The organism is Eggerthia catenaformis OT 569 = DSM 20559, from assembly GCF_000340375.1.
GTDB lineage: Bacteria > Bacillota_I > Bacilli_A > Erysipelotrichales > Coprobacillaceae > Eggerthia > Eggerthia catenaformis.
This window is the reverse complement of the sequence record NZ_KB446648.1, coordinates 58576-80331: the sequence shown is the minus strand read 5'-3', so window position 1 is coordinate 80331 and position 21756 is coordinate 58576. Positions and strand designations below refer to the sequence as shown.

19 protein-coding genes, 2 pseudogenes and 1 other annotated feature are annotated in these 21756 nt (G+C 30.9%); of the genes and pseudogenes, 2 read left to right on the top strand and 19 right to left on the bottom strand.

Annotation, left to right across the window (positions count from 1 at the left end):
* Nucleotides 1-77: 77 nt before the first annotated feature.
* Nucleotides 78-398 carry a DapH/DapD/GlmU-related protein gene (locus HMPREF9943_RS10420; protein WP_004802747.1) on the top strand — a complete coding sequence of 107 codons (321 nt, stop codon included), beginning with the start codon at nucleotides 78-80 and terminating at the stop codon, nucleotides 396-398.
* Between the two features lie 220 nt (nucleotides 399-618).
* Here HMPREF9943_RS10420 and HMPREF9943_RS09890 read toward each other — a convergent pair.
* The 5 genes and pseudogenes from HMPREF9943_RS09890 to HMPREF9943_RS09685 form a co-directional block, all read right to left on the bottom strand.
* Nucleotides 619-930, bottom strand: a pseudogene (locus tag HMPREF9943_RS09890) (DDE-type integrase/transposase/recombinase); the annotation flags it as partial.
* 199 nt (nucleotides 931-1129) lie between these two features.
* Complete coding sequence (locus HMPREF9943_RS05160) at nucleotides 1130-1822, bottom strand: hypothetical protein (protein ID WP_004802742.1); 693 nt, start codon at nucleotides 1820-1822, stop codon at nucleotides 1130-1132.
* A 315-nt stretch (nucleotides 1823-2137) separates the two neighbouring features.
* Nucleotides 2138-3622, bottom strand: a complete 1485-nt coding sequence (gene lysS, locus HMPREF9943_RS05155; protein ID WP_004802741.1) for a lysine--tRNA ligase — start codon at nucleotides 3620-3622, stop codon at nucleotides 2138-2140.
* Between the two features lie 31 nt (nucleotides 3623-3653).
* Nucleotides 3654-3859 (bottom strand) — a binding site (T-box leader).
* A gap of 48 nt (nucleotides 3860-3907) precedes the next feature.
* On the bottom strand, nucleotides 3908-4114 hold the full coding sequence (locus HMPREF9943_RS09690) for a hypothetical protein (protein ID WP_004802738.1): 207 nt from the start codon (nucleotides 4112-4114) through the stop codon (nucleotides 3908-3910).
* Nucleotides 4115-4163: 49 nt separating this feature from the next.
* Nucleotides 4164-4689, bottom strand: a pseudogene (locus tag HMPREF9943_RS09685) (MATE family efflux transporter).
* Nucleotides 4690-4858: 169 nt separating this feature from the next.
* Here HMPREF9943_RS09685 and HMPREF9943_RS05145 point away from each other — a divergent pair.
* Nucleotides 4859-5803, top strand: coding sequence for an N-acetylmuramoyl-L-alanine amidase (locus tag HMPREF9943_RS05145; RefSeq protein WP_004802734.1), 945 nt, complete (start codon nucleotides 4859-4861; stop codon nucleotides 5801-5803).
* Between the two features lie 80 nt (nucleotides 5804-5883).
* On the opposite strand, the gene HMPREF9943_RS05140 is transcribed toward HMPREF9943_RS05145, so the two are convergent.
* From HMPREF9943_RS05140 to HMPREF9943_RS05080, 14 genes are all read right to left on the bottom strand, one after another.
* The gene (locus HMPREF9943_RS05140) at nucleotides 5884-6501 is read right to left on the bottom strand and encodes an SdpI family protein (RefSeq protein WP_004802732.1); all 618 of its coding nucleotides are present in this window, start codon (nucleotides 6499-6501) and stop codon (nucleotides 5884-5886) included.
* Nucleotides 6502-6504: 3 nt separating this feature from the next.
* Nucleotides 6505-6762, bottom strand: coding sequence for an autorepressor SdpR family transcription factor (locus HMPREF9943_RS05135; RefSeq protein ID WP_004802731.1), 258 nt, complete (start codon nucleotides 6760-6762; stop codon nucleotides 6505-6507).
* 934 nt (nucleotides 6763-7696) lie between these two features.
* Nucleotides 7697-9325, bottom strand: coding sequence for a hypothetical protein (locus tag HMPREF9943_RS05130; protein WP_004802728.1), 1629 nt, complete (start codon nucleotides 9323-9325; stop codon nucleotides 7697-7699).
* Between the two features lie 17 nt (nucleotides 9326-9342).
* Complete coding sequence (gene cmr6, locus HMPREF9943_RS05125; protein WP_196793796.1) at nucleotides 9343-10179, bottom strand: type III-B CRISPR module RAMP protein Cmr6; 837 nt, start codon at nucleotides 10177-10179, stop codon at nucleotides 9343-9345.
* Nucleotides 10180-10220: 41 nt separating this feature from the next.
* The gene (locus HMPREF9943_RS05120; RefSeq protein WP_004802724.1) at nucleotides 10221-10676 is read right to left on the bottom strand and encodes a hypothetical protein; all 456 of its coding nucleotides are present in this window, start codon (nucleotides 10674-10676) and stop codon (nucleotides 10221-10223) included.
* Nucleotides 10666-11547: a type III-B CRISPR module RAMP protein Cmr4 gene (cmr4, locus tag HMPREF9943_RS05115; RefSeq protein ID WP_004802723.1), complete on the bottom strand. Its 882-nt coding sequence runs from the start codon at nucleotides 11545-11547 to the stop codon at nucleotides 10666-10668. The genes HMPREF9943_RS05120 and cmr4 overlap by 11 nt, the downstream gene beginning before the upstream one ends.
* Entirely contained in the window at nucleotides 11544-12752 is a 1209-nt protein-coding gene (locus HMPREF9943_RS05110) for a type III-B CRISPR module-associated Cmr3 family protein (protein ID WP_004802721.1), read from the bottom strand. The genes cmr4 and HMPREF9943_RS05110 overlap by 4 nt, the downstream gene beginning before the upstream one ends.
* Nucleotides 12753-14405, bottom strand: coding sequence for a type III-B CRISPR-associated protein Cas10/Cmr2 (gene cas10, locus HMPREF9943_RS05105; protein ID WP_004802720.1), 1653 nt, complete (start codon nucleotides 14403-14405; stop codon nucleotides 12753-12755).
* A 7-nt stretch (nucleotides 14406-14412) separates the two neighbouring features.
* Nucleotides 14413-15789: a hypothetical protein gene (locus tag HMPREF9943_RS05100; protein ID WP_004802717.1), complete on the bottom strand. Its 1377-nt coding sequence runs from the start codon at nucleotides 15787-15789 to the stop codon at nucleotides 14413-14415.
* 316 nt (nucleotides 15790-16105) lie between these two features.
* Complete coding sequence (locus HMPREF9943_RS05095) at nucleotides 16106-16546, bottom strand: hypothetical protein (protein ID WP_004802716.1); 441 nt, start codon at nucleotides 16544-16546, stop codon at nucleotides 16106-16108.
* Between the two features lie 773 nt (nucleotides 16547-17319).
* Nucleotides 17320-17520 (bottom strand): hypothetical protein, encoded by a 201-nt coding sequence (locus tag HMPREF9943_RS09880; protein ID WP_004802715.1) that lies wholly within the window; start codon nucleotides 17518-17520, stop codon nucleotides 17320-17322.
* Entirely contained in the window at nucleotides 17507-17746 is a 240-nt protein-coding gene (locus tag HMPREF9943_RS09875; protein ID WP_004802712.1) for a DUF6788 family protein, read from the bottom strand. Before HMPREF9943_RS09875 ends, HMPREF9943_RS09880 begins: the two co-directional genes overlap by 14 nt.
* Nucleotides 17747-18748: 1002 nt before the next feature.
* Nucleotides 18749-20221: a PIN-like domain-containing protein gene (locus HMPREF9943_RS05085; RefSeq protein ID WP_004802710.1), complete on the bottom strand. Its 1473-nt coding sequence runs from the start codon at nucleotides 20219-20221 to the stop codon at nucleotides 18749-18751.
* 262 nt (nucleotides 20222-20483) lie between these two features.
* Nucleotides 20484-21512 carry an ORF6N domain-containing protein gene (locus HMPREF9943_RS05080; RefSeq protein WP_004802708.1) on the bottom strand — a complete coding sequence of 343 codons (1029 nt, stop codon included), beginning with the start codon at nucleotides 21510-21512 and terminating at the stop codon, nucleotides 20484-20486.
* Nucleotides 21513-21756: the final 244 nt, after the last annotated feature.

The window sequence follows — 21756 nt, the reverse complement described above, 5'->3', positions numbered from 1 at the left end:
TAGCTCCATTCCGGTGTGATTATGGTTATAACATTGAAATAGGAGAAAATTTCTTTGCTAATCATAATACGATTATTTTGGATGGTGGGAAAGTTTCATTTGGGGATAATGTGTTCATTGCCCCGGACTGCGGCTTTCATACTGCAGGACATCCCATTGATTCTGAACGACGCAACAAAGGGCTGGAATATGCTTATCCGATTAAAGTCGGTAATAATGTCTGGATAGGTGCTGGAGTTCAGGTTATGCCAGGAGTGACCATTGGTGATAATGTAGTAATTGGCGGTGGAAGTGTTGTGATAAAAGATATTCCAAACAACTCTGTAGCAGTTGGAAATCCATGTAAAGTAATTCGTGCAATTACAGAAGAAGACAAAAAAACTTGTTGGGATAGATAACTTCCAATTTGTAAGGATGACATTCCCATTTGAATTGTCAAGTTAAGTGCAATACAGTTGAATAATAGAATGTACCTTTGTCAATGATGCGAGACCTTTTTTGAACAAAAAAGCATTATGTATGAGAAGCTACTTTTAGGTTTTGGAGGGGTGCTAGCACCCCTCCAAGAATTTTCGGGTTTCCATGGGAGTCTTCCATCCAAGTGTTTGCATCGGAGTGTTGTATGATTTCAGGAGAGTATCCGAAGTGTTTTATTGCCATTTCTATGAACTGTATCGTTGAATAGGAGCTTTGTTCCAAAAATGGATAAATGAATCTCTCCCTGCTTGCCTCGTCGATTACGGTGTACTGATAGAATCTTTCCGGTATGTCTCCTGTATAGTACTCTTTGGGAACGTGTTTGACATCTAACTGCCATTTGATGCCCGGTTTTTCAGGAGTATTGTAAGGCTTTGGAATATACGGCTTTTTCTTCTTCACCTTATTCTTGAAATAACCGAGTTTTCTCAGCACTCGGAAAAGGGAAACTGGATTGCCTCCTCGGTAAAGTTTCACTGCATAGTATCTTGTATCAAGTGTGTGTGGTAAATACCTCTGTGTTTTTGTTATAATATCCATAGAGAGCTTATCCTTTCTTTTGTTGTTGTGGTAGCTACATTGTACTGGATAATGATATGTACCCTCTTTACTGGACAACCAGTAAGGAGGGTACATATCAAATTTTATGAATCTATTTTTTCCTAATTATTAATTCTCTATATAATTCTGTGCTTTTATATATTTCAAAATTGGTTTTATCCAATAATACATTTTTATCATATAAAGTAGATGTTATTTCATATAATTGACATAACAATAATTGTTTTTCTATTGTTTCATTATCTTCCTGTTTATATTTATTTATTATATAATTCATATAAGCTTTTTTATTTTTATATTCTTGAAAAGAATCATCTTTTTTAAATAATTGTTTCATCATTTCAATGAAATTACTCATAACTATTATAAATGAAATCATTTTGGTGATTGATACTAGTGATATGTTATTTATATGCCCACTTTTTATTATAAAAACCTTTATTAGAAAATATACAGACATGTAAAAACAAAAAAATATATTAGTAAAGCTCGTAATTCTATAAATATTTAATAAGCTAAAATCATCTCTAAGTTTATTTAACAATGAGCATATGCCATTAAATACAATCATTATTATCAACCATAAAACAATCCATTTAAATTCCCAAACTAAATTATAATATTTAATTAGTTCTGAATTAATATCTATAAACTTCATTGGAATCAGAAAAAACACTATTGTTAAAAAATTTATTAAGAGAGTTGCCATCTCCATAGTAGTAAAACCTCTTGGTGCGAAATCCTTTAATTCGTTTTTTGCAATATCTAAAAGTTTATCTATCATTTTTTATATCCTCCTTATTTGTGATATTATTTTATAATAATTAATTATTTAATACAATGCATGGCAGAAATCACTTATTATTTCCATAAAAAAATGATTTAAATTCATTTGATGAACTCAAATCATCTTCATATATTTCTATTATCTTGTTGTCATAAAATATCAAAAATTCATACATAATATCTCGACTTCTATTATTTTTTCACGAAAAATTTACAGCATTTATTTATCACTTGTATCTATGCTATAAAACGCAAAAAAATGATTTTATCAATACTTTTTAAATTGTATAACACCTGTTTGTTACCTGCATATTTATTTTGTCTTCATTGCAGGAAATAAGATGACCTCTCTAATTGTTTCCTGACCGGTTAAGAGCATAACTAATCTATCAATTCCCATACCCATACCGCCACATGGAGGCATACCATATTCTAATGCTTCTACATAATCAATATCCATTTCATTTGCTTCATCATTTCCTAATTCTTTTTCTTTTAACTGATTAGCAAATCTTTCATACTGATCAATAGGATCATTCAGTTCTGTAAATGCATTAGCATACTCATTACCACAAATGAATAATTCAAATCTTTGTGTCCATCTTGGATCTTCTGTATTCTTTTTTGCGAGTGGTGAAATCTCTAATGGATGCCCATATACAAATGTAGGATCTATTATTGTTTCTTCAACATATTTTTCAAAGAATGCATTCACAATATGACCATAGGCAAAATGCGGTTCCACTTCTATGTCATGTTCTTTTGCCAGTTTTAGTGCATCTTCAAAGCTCATCTGCTGATTAAAATCAATATCTGTTATTTCTTTAATAGCATCTGTCATAGAAATTCTTTTAAATCCCGGTGCTAATGATAACTGATGACCTTTATATTCTACATCATATGTACCATTAACAGTCATTGCTGTATTAGAAATAATACCTTCTGTTAAATCCATCATGCCCTCTAAATCTGAAAATGCTTTATAAACTTCAATAGTTGTAAATTCCGGATTATGAGTTCTATCCATACCCTCATTTCTAAAAAGTCTTCCTATTTCATAAACAGCATCCATACCGCCTACTATTAATCTCTTTAGATTTAATTCTGTTGCTATTCTTAAATAAAAGTCTGAATCTAATGCATTAAAGTGAGTAACAAACGGCTTGGCCGCAGCACCTCCTAAAATATTATTCATAATAGGTGTTTCAACTTCTACATAATTCTTATTATCTAAATAATTCTGAATAGATCTGATGATTTTAGGTCTAGCAAAAGCAACTTTTCGTGCCTCTTCATTCATGATTAAATCTACATATCTTCTTCTGTATCTTTCTTCTGTATCACTTAATCCATGAAATTTTTCCGGTAATGGTCTTAATGCTTTAGATAAATGAGTATAATTTTCTACTTTTACTGTTAATTCTCCAGTATCTGTCAGCATTAATACTCCTTCTACCCCGATAATATCTCCTAAGTCTCCTCTTTTAACAATTTCATAGACTTCTTCACCTACAATATCCTTTCTTACATAAAGCTGGATAGTTCCATCTCTATCAAGTAAGTCCATGAAAGCAACTTTTCCTTTCCTTCTTCTTCTAATAATTCTTCCTGCTAATTTAACTTTAATATTCTTTTCTTCTAATTCTTCTTTAGTCATTGATCCATAATCTTTTCTAATATCTGATGTATAGTTCTCTACATCATATCTTTGTCCAAATGGATCAATACCTAATTCTTCTAATTCTCTTAGCTTATCTCTTCTTACTTGCTCCTGCTGAGTAAATTTTCTTTCTTCCATTATTTTCTCCCTTCAATATAAAAACTCTCATCCAAGGGACGAGAGCTAATCGTGGTACCACCCTAATTCATCATTCATATGATCTCATTAACCTTAACGCGGCTCTACGTTATTTTATCACTTACGATCCAAAATACAGCTCCTAGTCTTTATTCATTCTATTATCTTATCTCTTCTCACCAGCCAGAGACTCTCTTAAAAGAATCATAGAATTACTCATCTATTCATTGCCTTTGTGATTGTAATTATGTCAATTTCTATTGATTTTGTCAAGATGAATAGTTATTAAATAAGTTTCTTATGAATTAATATTCTATATGCCGCTATACAAATAATAATCTGTTTTTCACTTGTAAATAATTCAATAACAGCCTCAGAAACAAAGCCTATTCCGGAAACAATACCGATTCCTATAAATAATACTTTTCTGACAAATTCTTTTTTACCTGCTCCAATACTTTGAAAAGAAATAGTGAAAACAGCTGACATCATTGTTGATGGAATAATAAATAAGAAACTGATAATTTTTTTCTTTTAATGGCTACAAAAAAATCAGTACACTAATTGCCTGGGCAATAATTGTTCCTAATGCCACTCCTATTGCCTGCATATGAAAATATCCTATAAATAAATAATCTAATAATATATTAATAATACAGGCAATTAAAATAAAGTACATTGGACTCTTTGAATCACCCATACCCCGGAATATTGAGCCGATCAGATTATAAGCAATAATAAATGGAATACCGATGAAACAGATATGCAGAAGTCTGATTATATGATTCTAATGGCGTAGACATAATATGTATAATATTATTGACTGATAAAACAAGTAATAAAACAAGAGATACACCGAATATTGTAAAAAAAGAAATAGCATTGCCAATTATTTTAGAAATCTGTTTTTGATTGTTTGCCCCTACACTTCTGCCAATCAATACTAAAGAACCCATAGCTAATCCCACAATAACAATTGTCAGCATATAAGTAATCTGTGAACCTACTGAAACTGCTGTAATAACATCCGCTCCATTATATTGACCAATAATAAATAAGTCAGCCATTCCATAAAGTATTTGTAAAAAATAAGATAATAGGAATGGCAGAGAGAATGTTATAACATTTTTTAATATTTATATTTTTTCTCCACATACCTATTTTTATATATCTTCCGTGAAAATCAAGATATAAAATTAAAATCATGTTATAATATATGATACAAGGAGGGTTACTATGAAAAAATCACATAAATTAGCTGCTTTACTTATTACAGGTACTCTGTTATTTGGTTGTTCATCTGTTAAAAAGAATAAACAAGATAATCAGCCTGTTGCTGAAACGGAAAAAGAAACAGAAAAAAAGGAAGACTCTAGAAAAGAAGATACAAAGAAACAGGAACAAGAGAATATATCTCCTGAAAAGAAAAAACAGGAAGATATTAAGAAAACAGAGCAGAAAAAAAGTGCTTCTAAAAAAACACAGCCGATAAATAATACTAAGAAAGAGAAAAAGAAAACAGAAAATACTCCAAAAAATAAAATAATACCTAATAATAAAGTTGTTTGCATAGATCCGGGTCATCAGGCAAAAGGTAATCTAGAAAAAGAGCCTATTGGTCCTGGTGCTAAAGAATATAAAGCAAAGGTTACTTATGGAGCTACCGGTAATTATACTCACAAGACTGAATCACAACTTAATTTAGAGGTAGGTTTAAAATTAAAGAGTGTTCTTGAATCAAGAGGATATAAAGTTGTAATGGTACGTACAAGTCAAAATGTGAATATATCCAACAAAGAAAGAGCTGATATTGCGAATAATGCCCATGCCGGTGCATTTATTAGATTACATGCTGATTCAAGTACAAATCATAATACTCATGGAGCTACCGGTTTAGCACCCAAAAACAATAATCCTTATCTAACAAGCTCAGTTATTAGCGGATCACAAAGACTTACCAGAAATGTCCTTAACTCTATGTGCAAGAGAACCGGCGCTAAAAACAGAGGTATTTCTTATGTAAATAATATGAGTGGTATTAACTGGTGCAAAGTCCCTGTCGCTTTAATTGAAATGGGCTTTATGAGTAATAAAACTGAAGATTATCTGCTGAGTGACAGCACTTATCAATATAAAATTGCGAATGGAATCGCAGATGGTATTGATGCTTTTCTTAAATAGAAAACCTTCTGACATTTTATCATGTCAGAAGGTTTTTATTATAATCTATAAAACTAATAAATAGAGATTTATCTCTCTGTTCATTGATGCTTTTTAAAATACCAATAAGAATAAGCATAGAGAAAAACAGTAGATACCAAAACAGATACCATTGTAATAGTGAATGCTATATTTCCCGGCAGAAAAGCACTCACAATAAATAATAGTCCTAAAACCACATAATTGATTCCTCCGATACGATGTGTTGCTTTCCAGTTATTCTCATCATGAATAGCCCATGGGGTTTTAATACCTAAAAAGTAGTTATGCTTGATTCTAGGCATATAATTTCCTATCATCACAAAGAATACTCCTAGAATAATAAGTAATCCCATCTGAATAGAAAGCTCTTTAAAGAAGATTGATGCAGTCATTATAATAGTTATTCCTAAAATTAATCCTGTAACTAAATATTTCATTAATTCATAGTTATCACTTTTTTCTAAATTTTCTTTTCTAGGATCAATTTTCTTAGTAATAGACATGAGACCATAAACAGCTAAAGGAAGTAAATCAAATAAATACATCCAGTATTTGCTTCCCATTCTATCCGGAGCTCCTGATATATTATAATGTAATGGGACAGTATCAGGCATAAAGAATACTGATACCTCTAATAATATTGTGAAGATAACCAGCATAATAAGATATTTTTTCATTTTTTATTCCTCCTTAAAACTGTAAAACCAGCTAATCAGTTCCTGAAAAACCGTACTATTCAGATTATAAATAATCTGCTGTCCCTGTCTTTCATCTTCAATCAAACCTGCTTGTTTTAAAATAGATAAATGATGCGAAATAGACGGTTTTGTCATATTGAATTGATCAGCTATTTCACCCGCATTTTTAGGTCCATCCTTTAATAAATTTAGTATTTCTCTTCGTGTACTATCACTTAAAGCTTTAAATACATCTCCCATTTGATCACCTCTTTTAGACATTTAGATAATTATCTAAATGTCTAAATATATAATACTATATATTTATTAAATGTCAAGACTCAACCACCTGTATTTCAGAAAATGGTTGAGTGATTTAGCTCACGCTCATTATAAGATTAATAATATATTTAATAACTCCTCAAATATAACTTAAGATTTTTTATGCTTCTTTAACTAAATAGAGGTTATTCATTAACAATTATAAGTTTCTCTATAAGTTCTAATGACAACCGCCTTCTACAAATTCATTTTCTACTCGAAGTGTCACTTGTTCTTTTCAAAGTCACGGATATCCATGTTTTCAGAATGGAAACCTATAGCCTAACTGATTTTTACTTTAAATCTTCTAAAAAATTCCTCAACAATAAGCCAAGAACATTCTCCAACATCAGCAAAGGTCGTCACGAACTTCATCTGCTTAGATTCTAATTAGTTTCAGTTCCAATGCTTTTTTAGAGGTGTCATTACCTAGATTTCACTTTGGTTATATTCTAATGCATTTTATGTCCCTGCCTCAGTATTCCATCAATCAGATTTACATTCCACTTTGGCTATATTCTAATTTTTTATTATCTCAGTGCTTTTTTGACTGTTTTATTATTTACATTCCACTTTGGTTATATTCTAATGCTCTTAAAGCGTCCTGAAATCAAGGCCTATATAGACATTTACATTCCACCCTTGTGTCAAGTATTGGATACCTATTTTCTTTTAGAAATTGCTTATATGAGGTCAAGATTTTTAATCTCACTTACATTACAATTATTTATAGTGAAATTTTTGAACTTTGAAACTTATACATCTATTGTTCATAAGGTTTTTTGAAAGTTTTAAATCTTGCACTATCTTTGTAGAATAAACATTTTCTTTTAAGAAAATTTCTATAAAGCCTAGTTGATATCACCATGCAAGTTTATTTTTTCCATTTCACTAACTTCCAAAAAAAAGAAAATATTAGACCTGTGGTCAGGAAAATTATTAACAACTCACACTTTATCAATTTAAATTGATCAAAGAATTTTATGTTAAAATCCCTCCCAAGTATAAAGTTCATTAGGTCTAAAAGTATGGATAAAATAGTAATACATCCGATAAATAGTCCAAATCGATTAAACTTATTCCCATAATCCACATTATTTTTTTCATATAATATCTCTAAATTTTTTTCTAAGACTTCCGTTTCTTTCTTGATATACAATTGTTTTTGAATAAGCTCATATAGCTCTATTCCCTGCTCTTGTGAACTTACCTCAAAAAAATGTAATTGATTGCGATAATCAATATATTTAGATTGAAGTTTTTGAATCTTTTTATTATCCATATTGCTCTGTATTTGTTTTTGAAATCGTAAAATAGATGCTCTTTGAACCAAAACTAAAATAGCAATTTCTACATATTGTGTTAAAAAAGGCCAAGTAATAATCGTGTCCAAAAATTCATCTTCTCTTGTAATTGCAACAAAAGAAGTATGAGAAGCTCCATAAATTGTACCAATTTCTGTCCAACGATGATATAATGAATTGTTTAAAATATTTTTTCTAAAATTGAACGTAGCTGCTGTGCAGCTATCATCTTTATCAATATAAATATATTCATATAAGTATTTAGATAACTTTTCGAATTGTGCATCATCATCCTTTTGTGCGATATAATCCCGTGAATATACTCTGGCAAGTCCATCATCTTGAATTAAACAACAAGTGAACATTCGATCATCTAAAGATGGCTTAAAATTATAATTCGATCGATATTTTTTGTTAAGAATTATATTTTTCAAAAAATCCACCATATAAGTTTTTTCTTTTGGTGATTTTTCGTTCAGAAAGCATTCATTTTTTTTGCCAAAATTATATTCTTTTTCATCCGAATGTAAAAAATCCCATATTAATATTTGAGCAGATGCAATGTTTTTGCTTTCCAGTGCAATATATGGCAAACTAATATGTCTTCCAAGTTCATTAATATCTTTAACGCTTTTGAAGTTTCTATATAAATCATTACATAATTCTAAAATTAAAATTCCGATTCCTGTATTAAAAAGTTTAAGACGAACGTTTGACACCTTTAAAACATATTCATTATTATCATTGGTGTTTTTATTTTCATTAGTACTTTCATCATTAATGTTTAAGTTTTCCTTTATATTTTTACAAAACTTTTTAATTATGACACGCTTGGTGTTTTTTTTATCAAATTGAAACACATATTCTGATACTATTCCACTTTTCCCATCATCATGAATCGCCTTTTTTACATTGTTATGGAAATACTGTTCTTGATTATACTCTACCAGCCGTACTACAGACTCAATTAGATTATTATTTTTTTTCTTACTGTCATCTTTTTTTATTCCGTTTGTTGAGATGACAGAATCGAATGCCGAAAGATGGTCTCCTGACAACCGTTTCCAATACTCCTGATTCAAAACATTTTCTATCTCTTTTTTACTGCATAGAGTTTCGTTGTCGCTTTTTAAAATTTCAAAAGGAAGCAAAAAAGTATGATAGCTATAGACTCTTTCATTTTTATCTTTGATTTCCATTATTCTTCCCCTTTTTATTAAACTTTTTTCAAACTTCCATATCCGGTATTCGTTTTTGCACCAATACCTAAATCCAAAATTAAATCCTTATAAAGTTTAAATCTTTGTTCCCGATTCATTTTTGCAATTATCTTTTCTCTTAACAAAAAATGGAATTCAAGTTTTACTTCCGGTTTAATTGCCAATATTCGAATTGGTATCGGATTTTTAAACATATATGGATGCGGTGTTATATAATCTGATTTTAAAATCTTATCGTTTGATCCATCAATAATAATGGCATCCAAAAACACATCTCTCTCTAATACATTAGTATTATTCTTGATTTTGTCATTGTCTACATCATCATTCCCATCTCCAAATATTTCATATATCATTTCTTTAAATAGTCTGTCATCAGTCAAAATGCCTATATCATCCTCAAGCCACTGACAAACATCTGTCTTATACTTCTCAATGGAAGCTCTCAACATCCCCTTAATTGAAGATCCCGGAATATAAGGTAAGCCTGTTACATAGTCAAAACTAAAACCCATTTTAAATGCACTGTCTTGCCCTTTCTCATACGATCCCTGTTTCAAACTCGACATTACAGGATTCGACAGGCCAACCAACAACCCCGGATAACTCACACAAGCTTGAAAACAGCCTATATCAAGCTTGGAAGTTTCCCTTTTTGTCAATTTTTGTAATTCTTTTTGTCGACTTTTAATCATTTCCTTTGTCTTATCGTCCAATGTAAAATCAACGATTCTTTTTACATCCTCTTCGACCTCCTCTGTTTGCATATAATAATCCTGTGTTTGAAACACATACCCCAAATTTGCAATCTTATTTTTTTCTGAATTATTCATTTTCTCCTCTATTTCTTGCAGCCCATTTCTCCGATCACCATTCATCTTCCATTCTCACCTTTATTTTTTTCTTTTGGAAAAAAATTAATTGCTAATTTCACCGCTATTGCTGCATTTAAAATATCTTGCTGAAGCTGCCCATAATCCAGTAAGGAACCTACATCTCCTTTTTGACTATGAGTTTGTTCGTATTTTTTCTTAACATAGGATAGTAAAACTGCCTTAGAATTGTTAGTGTCATTTCCACTTGCACTTTCTCCCGTAATTATTTCGTAAATTACATTCATTAGCTCCTGACGCTCAACAGCGGATTGTTTCTTTTCACTAAAAAATGCGACGGCAGATAGTAAACTTCCTGTGGACACTGCAACTGAAAAGGTAGCAATTTGACCTGCAAATCCACTTTTAATTTCTCCATTTATCACTATTTTTTTATTTTTGGAAAGACTATTAATCGCCTTAGGAATGTATTCATCAATTTTTCTCTTATTCTCCATCATTCTCCTCCCACTCTCTATTCATTGGAGTAATAGTGCAATAACCATAGCCAACAGAATTATTTCCGCCAAAAGCAATCGGTTGTTTACTAATCTCTTGAATAAAATTTGAAAAAACTTCCGCCTCTTCTTTTTCCCACAACACAGGAAAATAAAAATAACTTTGATGAGGAACAAATTCTTCATACCATAAGTTGGTGCTTTTTCCATCTTTCAAATAATTTCTGGCAATAATCGGCAAATCGATCATCCGAAAAAAATCCGTTCTCATAATAACAACCGGAACACCCTCGCTAATTTCCAGCAAAATTTTATATAGGTCATTCTCTTTGCTTTGTATTTCTTTTACATCATATCCTTCAACTTCCATGATGGCATGGTCATCTTTGTTTACAATTCCCGCTACGACTTGCCCTTTCTTTTCGTTCAGTTCCTTTTTTATTTCATTAAGAGCTTTTTCGAAATCTTCAGTACTCTTTGCAGATTGGAGATTTAATTTAATTTGAAAGGAGTCAATGGTATCTATCATTACTTGAAGTAACTCAGGTGTTGTCACCAAACAATATGCATGATCTCCTTTTGATACCCTCATCGGTCTAAACAGCAGTTGCCCACTTACAAATTTGCAGTTTCCTTTTCTATTTTGATTTTCTTCTTCAGCATCGGATCCAAAAATAGTAACAGAAGTTTCTGTAGTCCCATTTGCTCTCCAAAAGTCTCGCAAAGCCCCTTTTATACCTGAAGAGGGCATAATCGGCGTTGCTAAAACAGCATCCTTCTCCACCTCGCTTTTTATGTCTCCATAAATATTTCCACTTGTGCCAATATGCAGATTAGTAATGCACTTTGCTTTTAATAATGCGACTTTCATATTTCTCCTCCTAAATAATAATGATTGTATCCTATTTGCTGTAACCCATTTTTTTGAAATTCTTTTATAATTTCATTCACACGCTTCGTAATTAAGACACTTCCTGAATCCATCATACGATATAAAGTTTTTGTCTTTCTCCACGCATCATCAATATTGCCACCATTCATCGGGCGATTGACCACTGTATCTAATGAAGCAAACTCACTTTTCATCAAAATGTCTTGTGGATTGCTTACATAGCACGGAGATATACAATACAAAATATTTTCTTTCTTTACATGATTCTCAAAAATTTGGTCCACATTTAAAATCAATCCATTTTTTAATCTTTTTTTCTCTATTTCTTTTATTTTTGATGTTCTTACAGAAAATAAAGAACCTCCCAACCCCATTCCGACAACTCGGTTCATTCGTTTTGTTACTTCCTCTTCCTCACTATTTTCTATCTCTACATAGACTCCAAACGAGTATTCCACTTCACCTGATTCTTGTTTCAATCGAACATATTCTTTTTTGAATAAAGAGCTCATAGGGTCTTGGGGATTGGTCAAATCCATCATATCCTTCGATTTGGCCACTTTTCTATTAATTTTTAATCCTGTTTTTAAAACATATTCAAAAGGATATTCTATAACCGATAACTCATTTTGTAACAACTCTCCGGCATCGGAAATTCCTGCATCAATACTGATAAATCCAGTTGCCAATCCCTTTTTCGCATTATATCCTGAAGGGATCACTTTTCCTCCATTTGGAGTCATTATCATTTCTTTTCCTTCATCAAGAATAGAAGTATAACGCCGCACATCCTTTTTAGAATGTTTTTTTGCGTCTTTAGGAAGTGTTACATAAACTCGATTCACTTTATCCTCTAAATCATATCCATGAAGAAAAATACTGCTCATACGCTTTATTATTCCAAAATTCTGAACTTCACTGTTAGAACTGACGGCTGATTCGATAGAAAATCCTTTTTCCCCGACAGTCTTATTATTAAGTTCCTTTTCTTCCTGTGAATATGATCCTTTGTCTTTTAGACATAATAAATTTAAATATCGAATAATTCCGAATACAGTCGTTTGGCTCGGAAAAAATCTGGAAGTAATAAAATATTCCGCATTGCTTACTCCTTCACGAAAAGAACCGTCTTCTCCAAAAAAGTATTCTTCCAGTGGATGAAATAAAACTTTATATATCGCCATTTATTTTATCTCCTTTTCATTATAAAACTTCAATAACCCTATAACTGTCTCTATTTCCTGTAAACTATCCAAAGCTGCTTGCCGTTTTGTTTTTTCTGTTTTATCTTGAATCAGAGATAATTTCATATAAAAAATTTCTTCCAACAAATCAACTATCATTTCAATGTAATTTGCCTCCTCGCCTTTCTCCTCCTTTGTCTTAGTCTCATCAAAAATTCCGGGATATTCTTCAAAAAGATTTTTAAAAACTTCATTTAGATAGTTTTCCTTTTTCTTACCATCCTTTAGCATGGCAATCAAAAAAACATTTCGATAATCTTGTAACTTCGTACCAACCGACCTTAAAAAATCTTTCGAATTATTTAATTGCCCGTTTTGTTTTCCATATTCTTCCAACAAGTCTAGAAACATAGTATAAATTTTATTATTTTCACCGTTATTGAAAAAATTTATAAATTGAATTCCATGTTGTTTTCCCGAATGTTTTTCAAAATGAACACTAATTGTATTTTTGGTTTTGATTTTTTTAGATTTATCCAATTGATCTAAAACGCCGATTAGTGCTTCCTTCAAAGGGTATTTATAATAGCAAATCATAACGCCTGCTGAAAATCCCATCTTTTTTTCCTGTCCTTCTTCCTTGAAAGAAAAACCGCCGAAACAATTTATAAATTCATCATTTAAAGTAGATAGTAAATGAAAAATTGTTTCTCCATGATTTTTTACCGGAGCAATGAATAGGAGATCATCGCCTCCTGCATAAATCATCTTTCCACCATATTTTCCCACTTTTTCAAAGGCTCTTCTTGCATAATCGAAACATTTTTCTGAAAAGCCTTTGATTTCTTCTATTACTTGATTTCCTTCAATATCTTCCATACTTTTTAGAACTCCCCCCAAATTATCTCCATCAGCTTTTACCAACGCAAAATAATTTTTGGTTTGAGTATTTACATCAATTTTATTTCCGTTAACTCCTGCTATATCATCAATTGTAATGATGTGTTCCTCTTCAAGAAAATGCCATTTCATCAACTGTTGTGTTTTTTCTATTTTTTGAGTGAATCTTTTTATATTTTGATTTCTATTTTCCGGTTTCTCCTGCTCCAAACTATCTCTACTTTCTAAAAAATCTAACAAATAATTTTTATCTTCCTTCGGAATATAGCTTTGTCCCAATTCCAAAATATCCAAATTTGGACTCAAAGCTAATATCGGATTCTTTCCCTTTTCTACTTCTTTTTCAATTACATGAACTTGCAAATAATCTTCTATGAATTTCTTCGCTCTTTCAATATCCTCATCTCCCGTTAAGAAAATTGTTAAAATTTCCTTTGCTAAATCTTCCTTACACTTTTTTATACATTGATCGACTTTGCTTAATGGAATAGAATGATCTGTCTGAAAAATAATTCTGTCATGAAACAACCCTGCCCAAGGACAATTCTTGATAATCTTTTCTACCTTTCCGGTATTAACCGGTACTATAAAAAAATCATCCGGAATTTTAAGTTCTTGTTTAATCTGCTTGATTAAGTTCTTTGCATAATACGAAAAAATATAACTTGCCCCCCACAAACCTGCAGGAGTCGTTGTCAACATCAAGGTTTTTACAATCGGTCCGATTGTTATTCCAATATATTTCTTGTTCATAACCCACCTACCCTATTTTTATATCAGAAATTACACTATATTGCCATTTCCTAGTTTTTTTTGTTATCTCACTTTCAAACTCTTTTATTTCGTTTTCTATTACACCATTTATTTTGAATAATTGATAAATACTGTATTGCTCTTCATTTGGTATTTGTAAATGGATTTTTGAAGATAATTCCCTCTTGGATCTATCTAAAGAAAAAACGACTGAATGTATTTTATCACCCTTTTTTCGAAATTCTCCAATTTTACTATAGTCTACAAGAATAATGATTTCTTCATATGAAACTGGAAGATATTTAATCGGTGATGGAAATCTCTCTACTCCCTTTATTTTGACCTTAAATCTCGCTGTAATTTCTGACCGGTCTCCTTTTTTTACATTTCTGAACTCGTAAAATGGAGCCAATCCTAAAAGCCCTCTTACATAGTACAATTCTTGATTATTCAAATCATCTTTTTTATCTTTTTTAATAACATCATCTTTTTTAGAAGATTCTTTTATATTATAGCCCTTTTGTTTTAAGAATAATTTTAGTGATTTTTTTTCAAAAAGCACTTCTTCCTGTTTTTTATATTTTTTTAGCATAAATGATGGAATATATACATCATTCTTAGAATTGCAGTCACGCTCTTTGTCAAAATTCAAACCGGACTTTAATATTTGATGAAAAAATTTAATATCCTCCAATAAGTTTTGAACTTTCTCAGGCATTGAACCGACTTTATTTTCAATTTGTAATTTATAAACTCCCACACCTTTTTCTTTATCTTTTACTTTTAATTGTTCTATATATTTGTTTTCCAAACTTTGATACTTTTGTATATCTTCTAATATTCTTTCCTTTGTATTTCCTTTCAGTTTGAAATATCCATATCCTTTATTATTTCTCAAGCCAAAGCCGTTGACAGTTAAAAAAACGGGAAACAACTCTTGTATTTGATTTCTTAAATCTTGATGTGGCGAGAGAAATAAAATCTTAATTTCATTGTAAAAAGAAAATTTATTATCTTCTAATTTCCCGTAAAATGAGCCATAAAATGAATTTTTATCTTTTTTTTTCTTTTTATAAAAGGTCATATTAGAGTTTTTACAACCGTTGTTAAAGATTTTGACCTTGTAATCAAACGAAACTCTCTTTTTTTCATCTAAAGCATTGTTTTCGAATTCTTCCTCATTTTGTTTTAAAATACAGCTTTCTATTTCCGTTTTTTCTCTTTCTGTCTTCAAGTCATACCAATATCTTTTTAAAAAAACATCAAACCGTGGTTTCAAATCACTTGCTCGTATTCCTGCTGATTTCTCTTCTCCTTGAAAATGAATCATAGGTGTTATCTGCTCCAAACAAAACTCCACTATCGATTTCTTTACAATATTCATCTTTTCTCATGTGTTAAATATATTTATAACACAATTCCTCCTTTCTTTTAGAGCATAGATAATTTATTTGACGAATATACCCTGACTTTCTTAAGAACTTATCACTCTCATTCTGAGTTCCATATTTATATTTCCGTTCGGTTCTATTATAAAAACGATTTTATCGCTCTTGTACACAATTTACATTTCAGTTTGATTCAATTAATACCAACTCTGGAAATTATAACCCGGGAGACAAAAACACATCTACATTTCACCCTTATGTTAAGTATTGGATACATATTTTTTCAAATTTCCAATCTGATTTAGTTCTATTTTAACTGCAACACCTGATTTTTGGAATGTTATCTTTCCTAAACGGATATTCTTGGCAGAAATCTTGATATTCAAGGCTGTGCAGTCCTTTGCCGATATTGTCGCTGAATATAATGACCTCTACCAATAAAGGAACATCTTTCAATAAAACCAAGGTTTTCACTCCGATATAGTTATCGACGATATAAATACTCTTTTTCGCTATGCTGTAAATGTCCTTATAAGCAAGATTTACTTCGATCAGCTGTCCGTTCAAGAGTAAAAATCCATATTTGAGTTGTGGATTGCTGAGGTCAAGAATCAGGTTGGACAATTCGGATTTATGCACCACATTATTAAGAATGTCCTCCATTTTCGCCACCTGTTCTTCCACATCTCTTAAATCTCGTCTTAAATCCTGCATTTTCACGACATTACTCGTAATCTGCATCGAAAGCTGCAAAAACTCTCTCCTGCCAATCAACCCTTGATTTTCTATAATGTAGTCTTTCATTTGCTTAAAAGTACGAACTAAAGCTCTGCTTTGCCTTACTGCAAGATCTCCTTTTAATAAGGTAAGTATCTTCTATCCGGAACCTGTTTCCGATTTTGAGGTCAAATTTTTTGACCTCAAAAATTCCCATTCCTCTTTTGTGAAGGGAACAAATCTGCTATTATAATACAAAATAAGTTCCCCAATAATGCCTTCTATAGTTACATTTTCTTCCAACAATTCTTTTTCATAAAATTAGAAATTATAGATATATTCTCTCCTTCATAATACCTTACAAGTAAACTTTTGAATTCTGGCACTTCTTTTTCAGGAATAACTAAAATGCCTCCTCCATGAGATATTAAATAGTGATTCGCAAAAATAATAGATGCCCTCTTATACCGTCAAAGAAAATTTGAATCTTCATACAATAAAAGCATAATTTGATTGCAACATCAATTACATCGCCATTTTCTTCCGTAAGCTCTCGTATTCTGTCTTTCACATCACCTTCATTTGGTAACGGTGGTACATAAGAGGAACCTCCGATGGTTACGGGAACACCTCGAATACGACCGCCTTCTGAAAAAATCCTTCATTCACAAGCCTTGCAATATGGCTAAGCATATAATAATCCGATGTACTTGCTATTACATCCTTGTCCAAAAGAAATTCCCATGCATGTTTCAGATTTAAGATTTTCTATACATCCGTTGCTGTCATGCCGGAAACTTTTCCATTATCTATGATTTCTTCTGTTTGTGGAAAAGATGTAGCCACCCTCCCTTCAATACAGCCTGTTCATAAATATTCACCTTCATATTTGTTCTTGCGAAGGAAATATTATTCATAACATCAACAGATAATTGATCTTCTGAGTATCCTGCATCAGCAAGTTTCTTTTCTGCACGTCTAAGTTCTTTCCTTATTTCACATAATTTCACATATTTCTCTAGCGTTACGAAGTAGTAAATTATAGAGTTCTTCAGTGTATATTCCTACATATGTTGATGTCAATTTACCGGCTACACACTTTCTAACGTATAAATACTTCCCATCGCCACGTTCTTTCATTTCAGGTGTACCATCATAGGGCATCAAATTCAATCTAGCATGGAGATCAGCACGACCTCTAAGTAATTCTTGTATTTCGTTATATTTTATATTCATTATTTTTACTCCTTTGGAGAACATTTCTTGATAAAATTGTACCATTTTATTCCCCAAATCTCAATGCTTTATGGGAAACAAACATTATTTATATTCATCATATTTGTTCCCCAGTTGATTGCTAAAATTCTATTTTTCTTTCGTTCCAATGCAAATTTTATATCCTTTGTTCTCTCAAAATATCCAATATCTTTATGATAACTCATTCCCCATTTACAATGTAATAAACCTATAAACTGCTGCTCCTATCATCCGGTATTCCGTAAGGACTTAGTAGAAATTGAAAACAAGAATATTTTAATTATCCATGTCATTTCATTCTTACCTTACCACCGAAAAGGCGAATATATCGGCTTGAAATATTTTTACATCTCATAAAATCCTCCTTTTAGACCTGATTATTTGATTTTCACGATTTCTAAAATAAGGATACAGTGCTGAAAGCTCCTATTTATCTGGCTTTTCTCTCTGTATCTCTCTCAGACCACAAGCCCACTTTGGTTATATTCTAATAAGGACATGAAGGAAATTGCAATTATGTATCATTAATTTACATTCCACTTTAGTTATATTCTAATTGTATGTAAAGATTCCTAATGATATCAATGATTATGATTTACATTCCACTTTGGTTATATTCTAATAAAGGATTTGCAGTATTCATGACTGTTCTCATGACGAATTTACATTCCACTTTGGTTATATTCTAATTGTATCTTGCTAAACAGAATGAGCTTGCTGAAGCAAATTTACATTCCACTTTGGTTATATTCTAATGAATAGATATCAGTAGTTATTATCATACCGTAAAGTCATTTACATTCCACTTTGGTTATATTCTAATTGAGTTTAAAGTGGAATACAGATTATATCGCACATGAATTTACATTCCACCCTTGTGTCAAGTATTGGATACATTTTTAATTTCTTTTTTTTAATTATTTCAATCCTATTCTTATCAGAAACATATACTTCTCTATCACACTTTACATCTTTATGTTGTTAATCTTCAAAAGCACAGTTAACGCAAAATCCACCCATATCCTCACAATGATCCGTGAAAATTTTTCCACATTTAGGACAAGTAAACACTCCGCTTTTAAATTGTTTTTCTTCAAAATCAAACTCTTCATCAAAATACATATCTTCACTACTATTTACATAAATTTGTTCTATATTATTATTCGTAATTTCTAATTCTTGATAATCCTCATCTTCATCCAAATAATTATAGTTTGATTCTATTTCACTTTCCTGAATAATTCTTTCTACTGAAACTATAACATTTCCCTTAAAAGCATGCTCAATAGCTGGTGATTTTATAACTTCTTTGGTATCATCATCACGCCCCCAATATTCATATGAGTTACAATATAATTCTATCTCATATTCTAATTCATAAATTATACATACTTCACCATCAATTAAATCCGAATATACTCCATTTATGCCTATTAATGAACATTCTACAATATCTACATCTTCAATTCCTTCACTACCAATATCTTCTGACTCTAAATAATCATATGCATTATTATATATTTCTTCAATTACATCATCTGCTATTCTATCAGATACTCTTTCGATAAAAGATTCATCATTTCTATTCAAATCCACATAAACTCCAAACTCATATAAATCATATAATTTAGAAGCATATTTTTGAAACATACCTATTGTCATAAAAATAATAGACACATTAGGATTGATTTCTGTAAATTCATCAAGAAGTTCACCTCGTATTTCTAAGTTACCATGCTTATCCTTTCTCCACCAATCATCTTTTTCATCATTAGTGACAAAGATAATATTATTTATATTTTTATTGGTGGGTAACTTTAGTATTTCTTTCCACACAAACAAATCTCCAAATTTTTCCATTCCATCTTTTTTATCATCTTTAAATCCTGGTGGTAATTTATACTTATATCTTAATTCTCCTTCCTTTATTATTTCCAATTGTTCCTTAAAACCAATTTCTTTCCCTATTTGTTCGTTTGTTCCTAAATCAGAAATAAATTTTTCTATATCTTTTATTATTTCAGGCGAATCAGATGTGATTTCATTATATTCTCTTCCTACAGTATTTTTATATGATATTATAATCTCTCTACATTCTTCCATTTTTTTTGATATATCGTTTGAAAGAGCTCTATTACCAAAATATTTATATTTATAAGAACTATTCAAAGCATTTTCAAGTTTCTTTTCACTAGCATCAATTATAGATAATAGATTATTTTCAAAACTTAAATACCTTTTTCTTAAATCTCCAAACACACGATACTTATTTTTACTATATTCTTTAAAAACCTGATACGGAATCCATATTAAATCTGCACATTCATTAAAAATTCCTAAAACATTTTTACTTGTATATAAAGAATATCTTGCTAAATCTAAAATCACATTAGTATCTAAGACTATCGCTGTACCCTGTTTTTTCATTATACTTTCAAAATCCTCATATTTCAAATTTAAATCCTCCTTAAATCTATTTTATTACTTTTTGAAATCTCCACAAATCAAGTCTATCATTTATGCTATATAATAAAACTACATTATATCACTTAAAACAGTACCCACATAGACAATTAAAAATTTATCATCTGTATATCTTTATATCTCTACATTTTTACATCATATCAATCCAGAAACAGATAACTTTACCATTATATTTGATAATACTCAGATTTAATTCTTTTATATTATATCTTTTTATGCATATAGTCATACATTATTTTAACTTCAACACTGGATTTTTCAATAGATTATTGATAAGGTCGGTGTAAATCATCTGATCTACTACTTCCGTTATGCTCGTAATTCTTTGTCCTGCATCTTTGGAAGACGCTCCGCAATGATAGATTCTCTGATGTTCGGTATTCCAGTCAATAATAATGTATCTGTCATGAAACTCTCCACCGGATTTTTGGAAAGTTATCTTTCTAAACGGATATTCTTGATAGAAATCCTGATATTCAAGGGTATGAAGTCCTTTGCCGATGTTATCGCTAAATATAATGACCTCTACAGATGAAGGAACGTCTTTTAGCAAGACCAAAGTTTTCACTCCGATGTAGTTATCGACGATATAAATGCTCTTTTTCGCTATGCTGTAAATGTCCTTATAAGCAAGATTGGCTTCAATCGGCTGTCCGTTCAAAAGTAAAAATCCGTATTTGAGTTGTGGATTACTGAGGTCAAGAATCAGGTCAGACAGTTCGGATTTATGCACAACATTCCCTAAATTGTTCACTAATCCTGCCACCTTATCTTCCACATTCATTAAATCCCGTCTTAAATCCTGCATTTCCACGACATTACTTGTGATTTGCATCGAAAGCTGCAAAAACTCTCTTTTCCCAATCAACCCTTGATTTTCTACAATGTAGTCTTTCATTTGCTTGAAAGTACGAACTAAAGCTCTGCTTTGCCTTACAGCAAGGTCACCCTTTAATACAGTCATCAGCATATAGATTCCCTGTTCAGTAAAGGCATAAGGAAGGTATCTTGTACCACCCCAACTTGAGGTGAAAAGTTTGCACCTCAAGTCATCCATTTCTTCTTCGGTGAGCCTGAACATAAAATCTTCGCCTTCAAATTTCTCAATATTATTCTTGACCTGCCTGTTGAAATTTTTCGTTTCATATCCATAAATCTCTGCCAGCTCAAAATCAAGCATAACCTTTTGTCCCCTAATAATATAAATCTTTTTTACAAGGGATTCATGATTTACGATCATCATTTCATCTTTTTTATCCATTTCTTTGTCCCCTTTATTCAAATCTCCAAACAATTCATTTTATAGAGCATATTGTGTCATAAATAAAATGTCATTCATCATAAAAACTTTAAAAATTAAAAACTTATATGTATCCCTATCCGACCACAAGACCACTTTGGTTATATTCTAATAAACGAAAAATCAAGCCGAAAACAAAACAATTCAAAATTTACATTCCACTTTGGTTATATTCTAATTTAAAATTAATCCGTGGTCATGGCTT

Bases quoted from the DNA above. Each gene is read 5' to 3' on its own strand.
- HMPREF9943_RS09875 (WP_004802712.1), bottom strand. From the start codon at position 17,746: ATGAATATAAAATATAACGAAATACAAGAATTACTTAGAGGTCGTGCT.
- HMPREF9943_RS05160 (WP_004802742.1), bottom strand. From the start codon at position 1,822: ATGATAGATAAACTTTTAGATATTGCAAAAAACGAATTAAAGGATTTC.
- HMPREF9943_RS05080 (WP_004802708.1), bottom strand. From the start codon at position 21,512: ATGGATAAAAAAGATGAAATGATGATCGTAAATCATGAATCCCTTGTA.
- cas10 (WP_004802720.1), bottom strand. From the start codon at position 14,405: ATGAACAAGAAATATATTGGAATAACAATCGGACCGATTGTAAAAACC.
- HMPREF9943_RS05100 (WP_004802717.1), bottom strand. From the start codon at position 15,789: ATGAATATTGTAAAGAAATCGATAGTGGAGTTTTGTTTGGAGCAGATA.
- HMPREF9943_RS05140 (WP_004802732.1), bottom strand. From the start codon at position 6,501: ATGAAAAAATATCTTATTATGCTGGTTATCTTCACAATATTATTAGAG.
- HMPREF9943_RS05135 (WP_004802731.1), bottom strand. From the start codon at position 6,762: ATGGGAGATGTATTTAAAGCTTTAAGTGATAGTACACGAAGAGAAATA.
- cmr4 (WP_004802723.1), bottom strand. From the start codon at position 11,547: ATGAAAGTCGCATTATTAAAAGCAAAGTGCATTACTAATCTGCATATT.
- HMPREF9943_RS09690 (WP_004802738.1), bottom strand. From the start codon at position 4,114: ATGATGTCAGCTGTTTTCACTATTTCTTTTCAAAGTATTGGAGCAGGT.
- cmr6 (WP_196793796.1), bottom strand. From the start codon at position 10,179: ATGAATAATTCAGAAAAAAATAAGATTGCAAATTTGGGGTATGTGTTT.
- lysS (WP_004802741.1), bottom strand. From the start codon at position 3,622: ATGGAAGAAAGAAAATTTACTCAGCAGGAGCAAGTAAGAAGAGATAAG.
- HMPREF9943_RS05120 (WP_004802724.1), bottom strand. From the start codon at position 10,676: ATGGAGAATAAGAGAAAAATTGATGAATACATTCCTAAGGCGATTAAT.
- HMPREF9943_RS05145 (WP_004802734.1), top strand. From the start codon at position 4,859: ATGAAAAAATCACATAAATTAGCTGCTTTACTTATTACAGGTACTCTG.
- HMPREF9943_RS05130 (WP_004802728.1), bottom strand. From the start codon at position 9,325: ATGGAAATCAAAGATAAAAATGAAAGAGTCTATAGCTATCATACTTTT.
- HMPREF9943_RS05110 (WP_004802721.1), bottom strand. From the start codon at position 12,752: ATGGCGATATATAAAGTTTTATTTCATCCACTGGAAGAATACTTTTTT.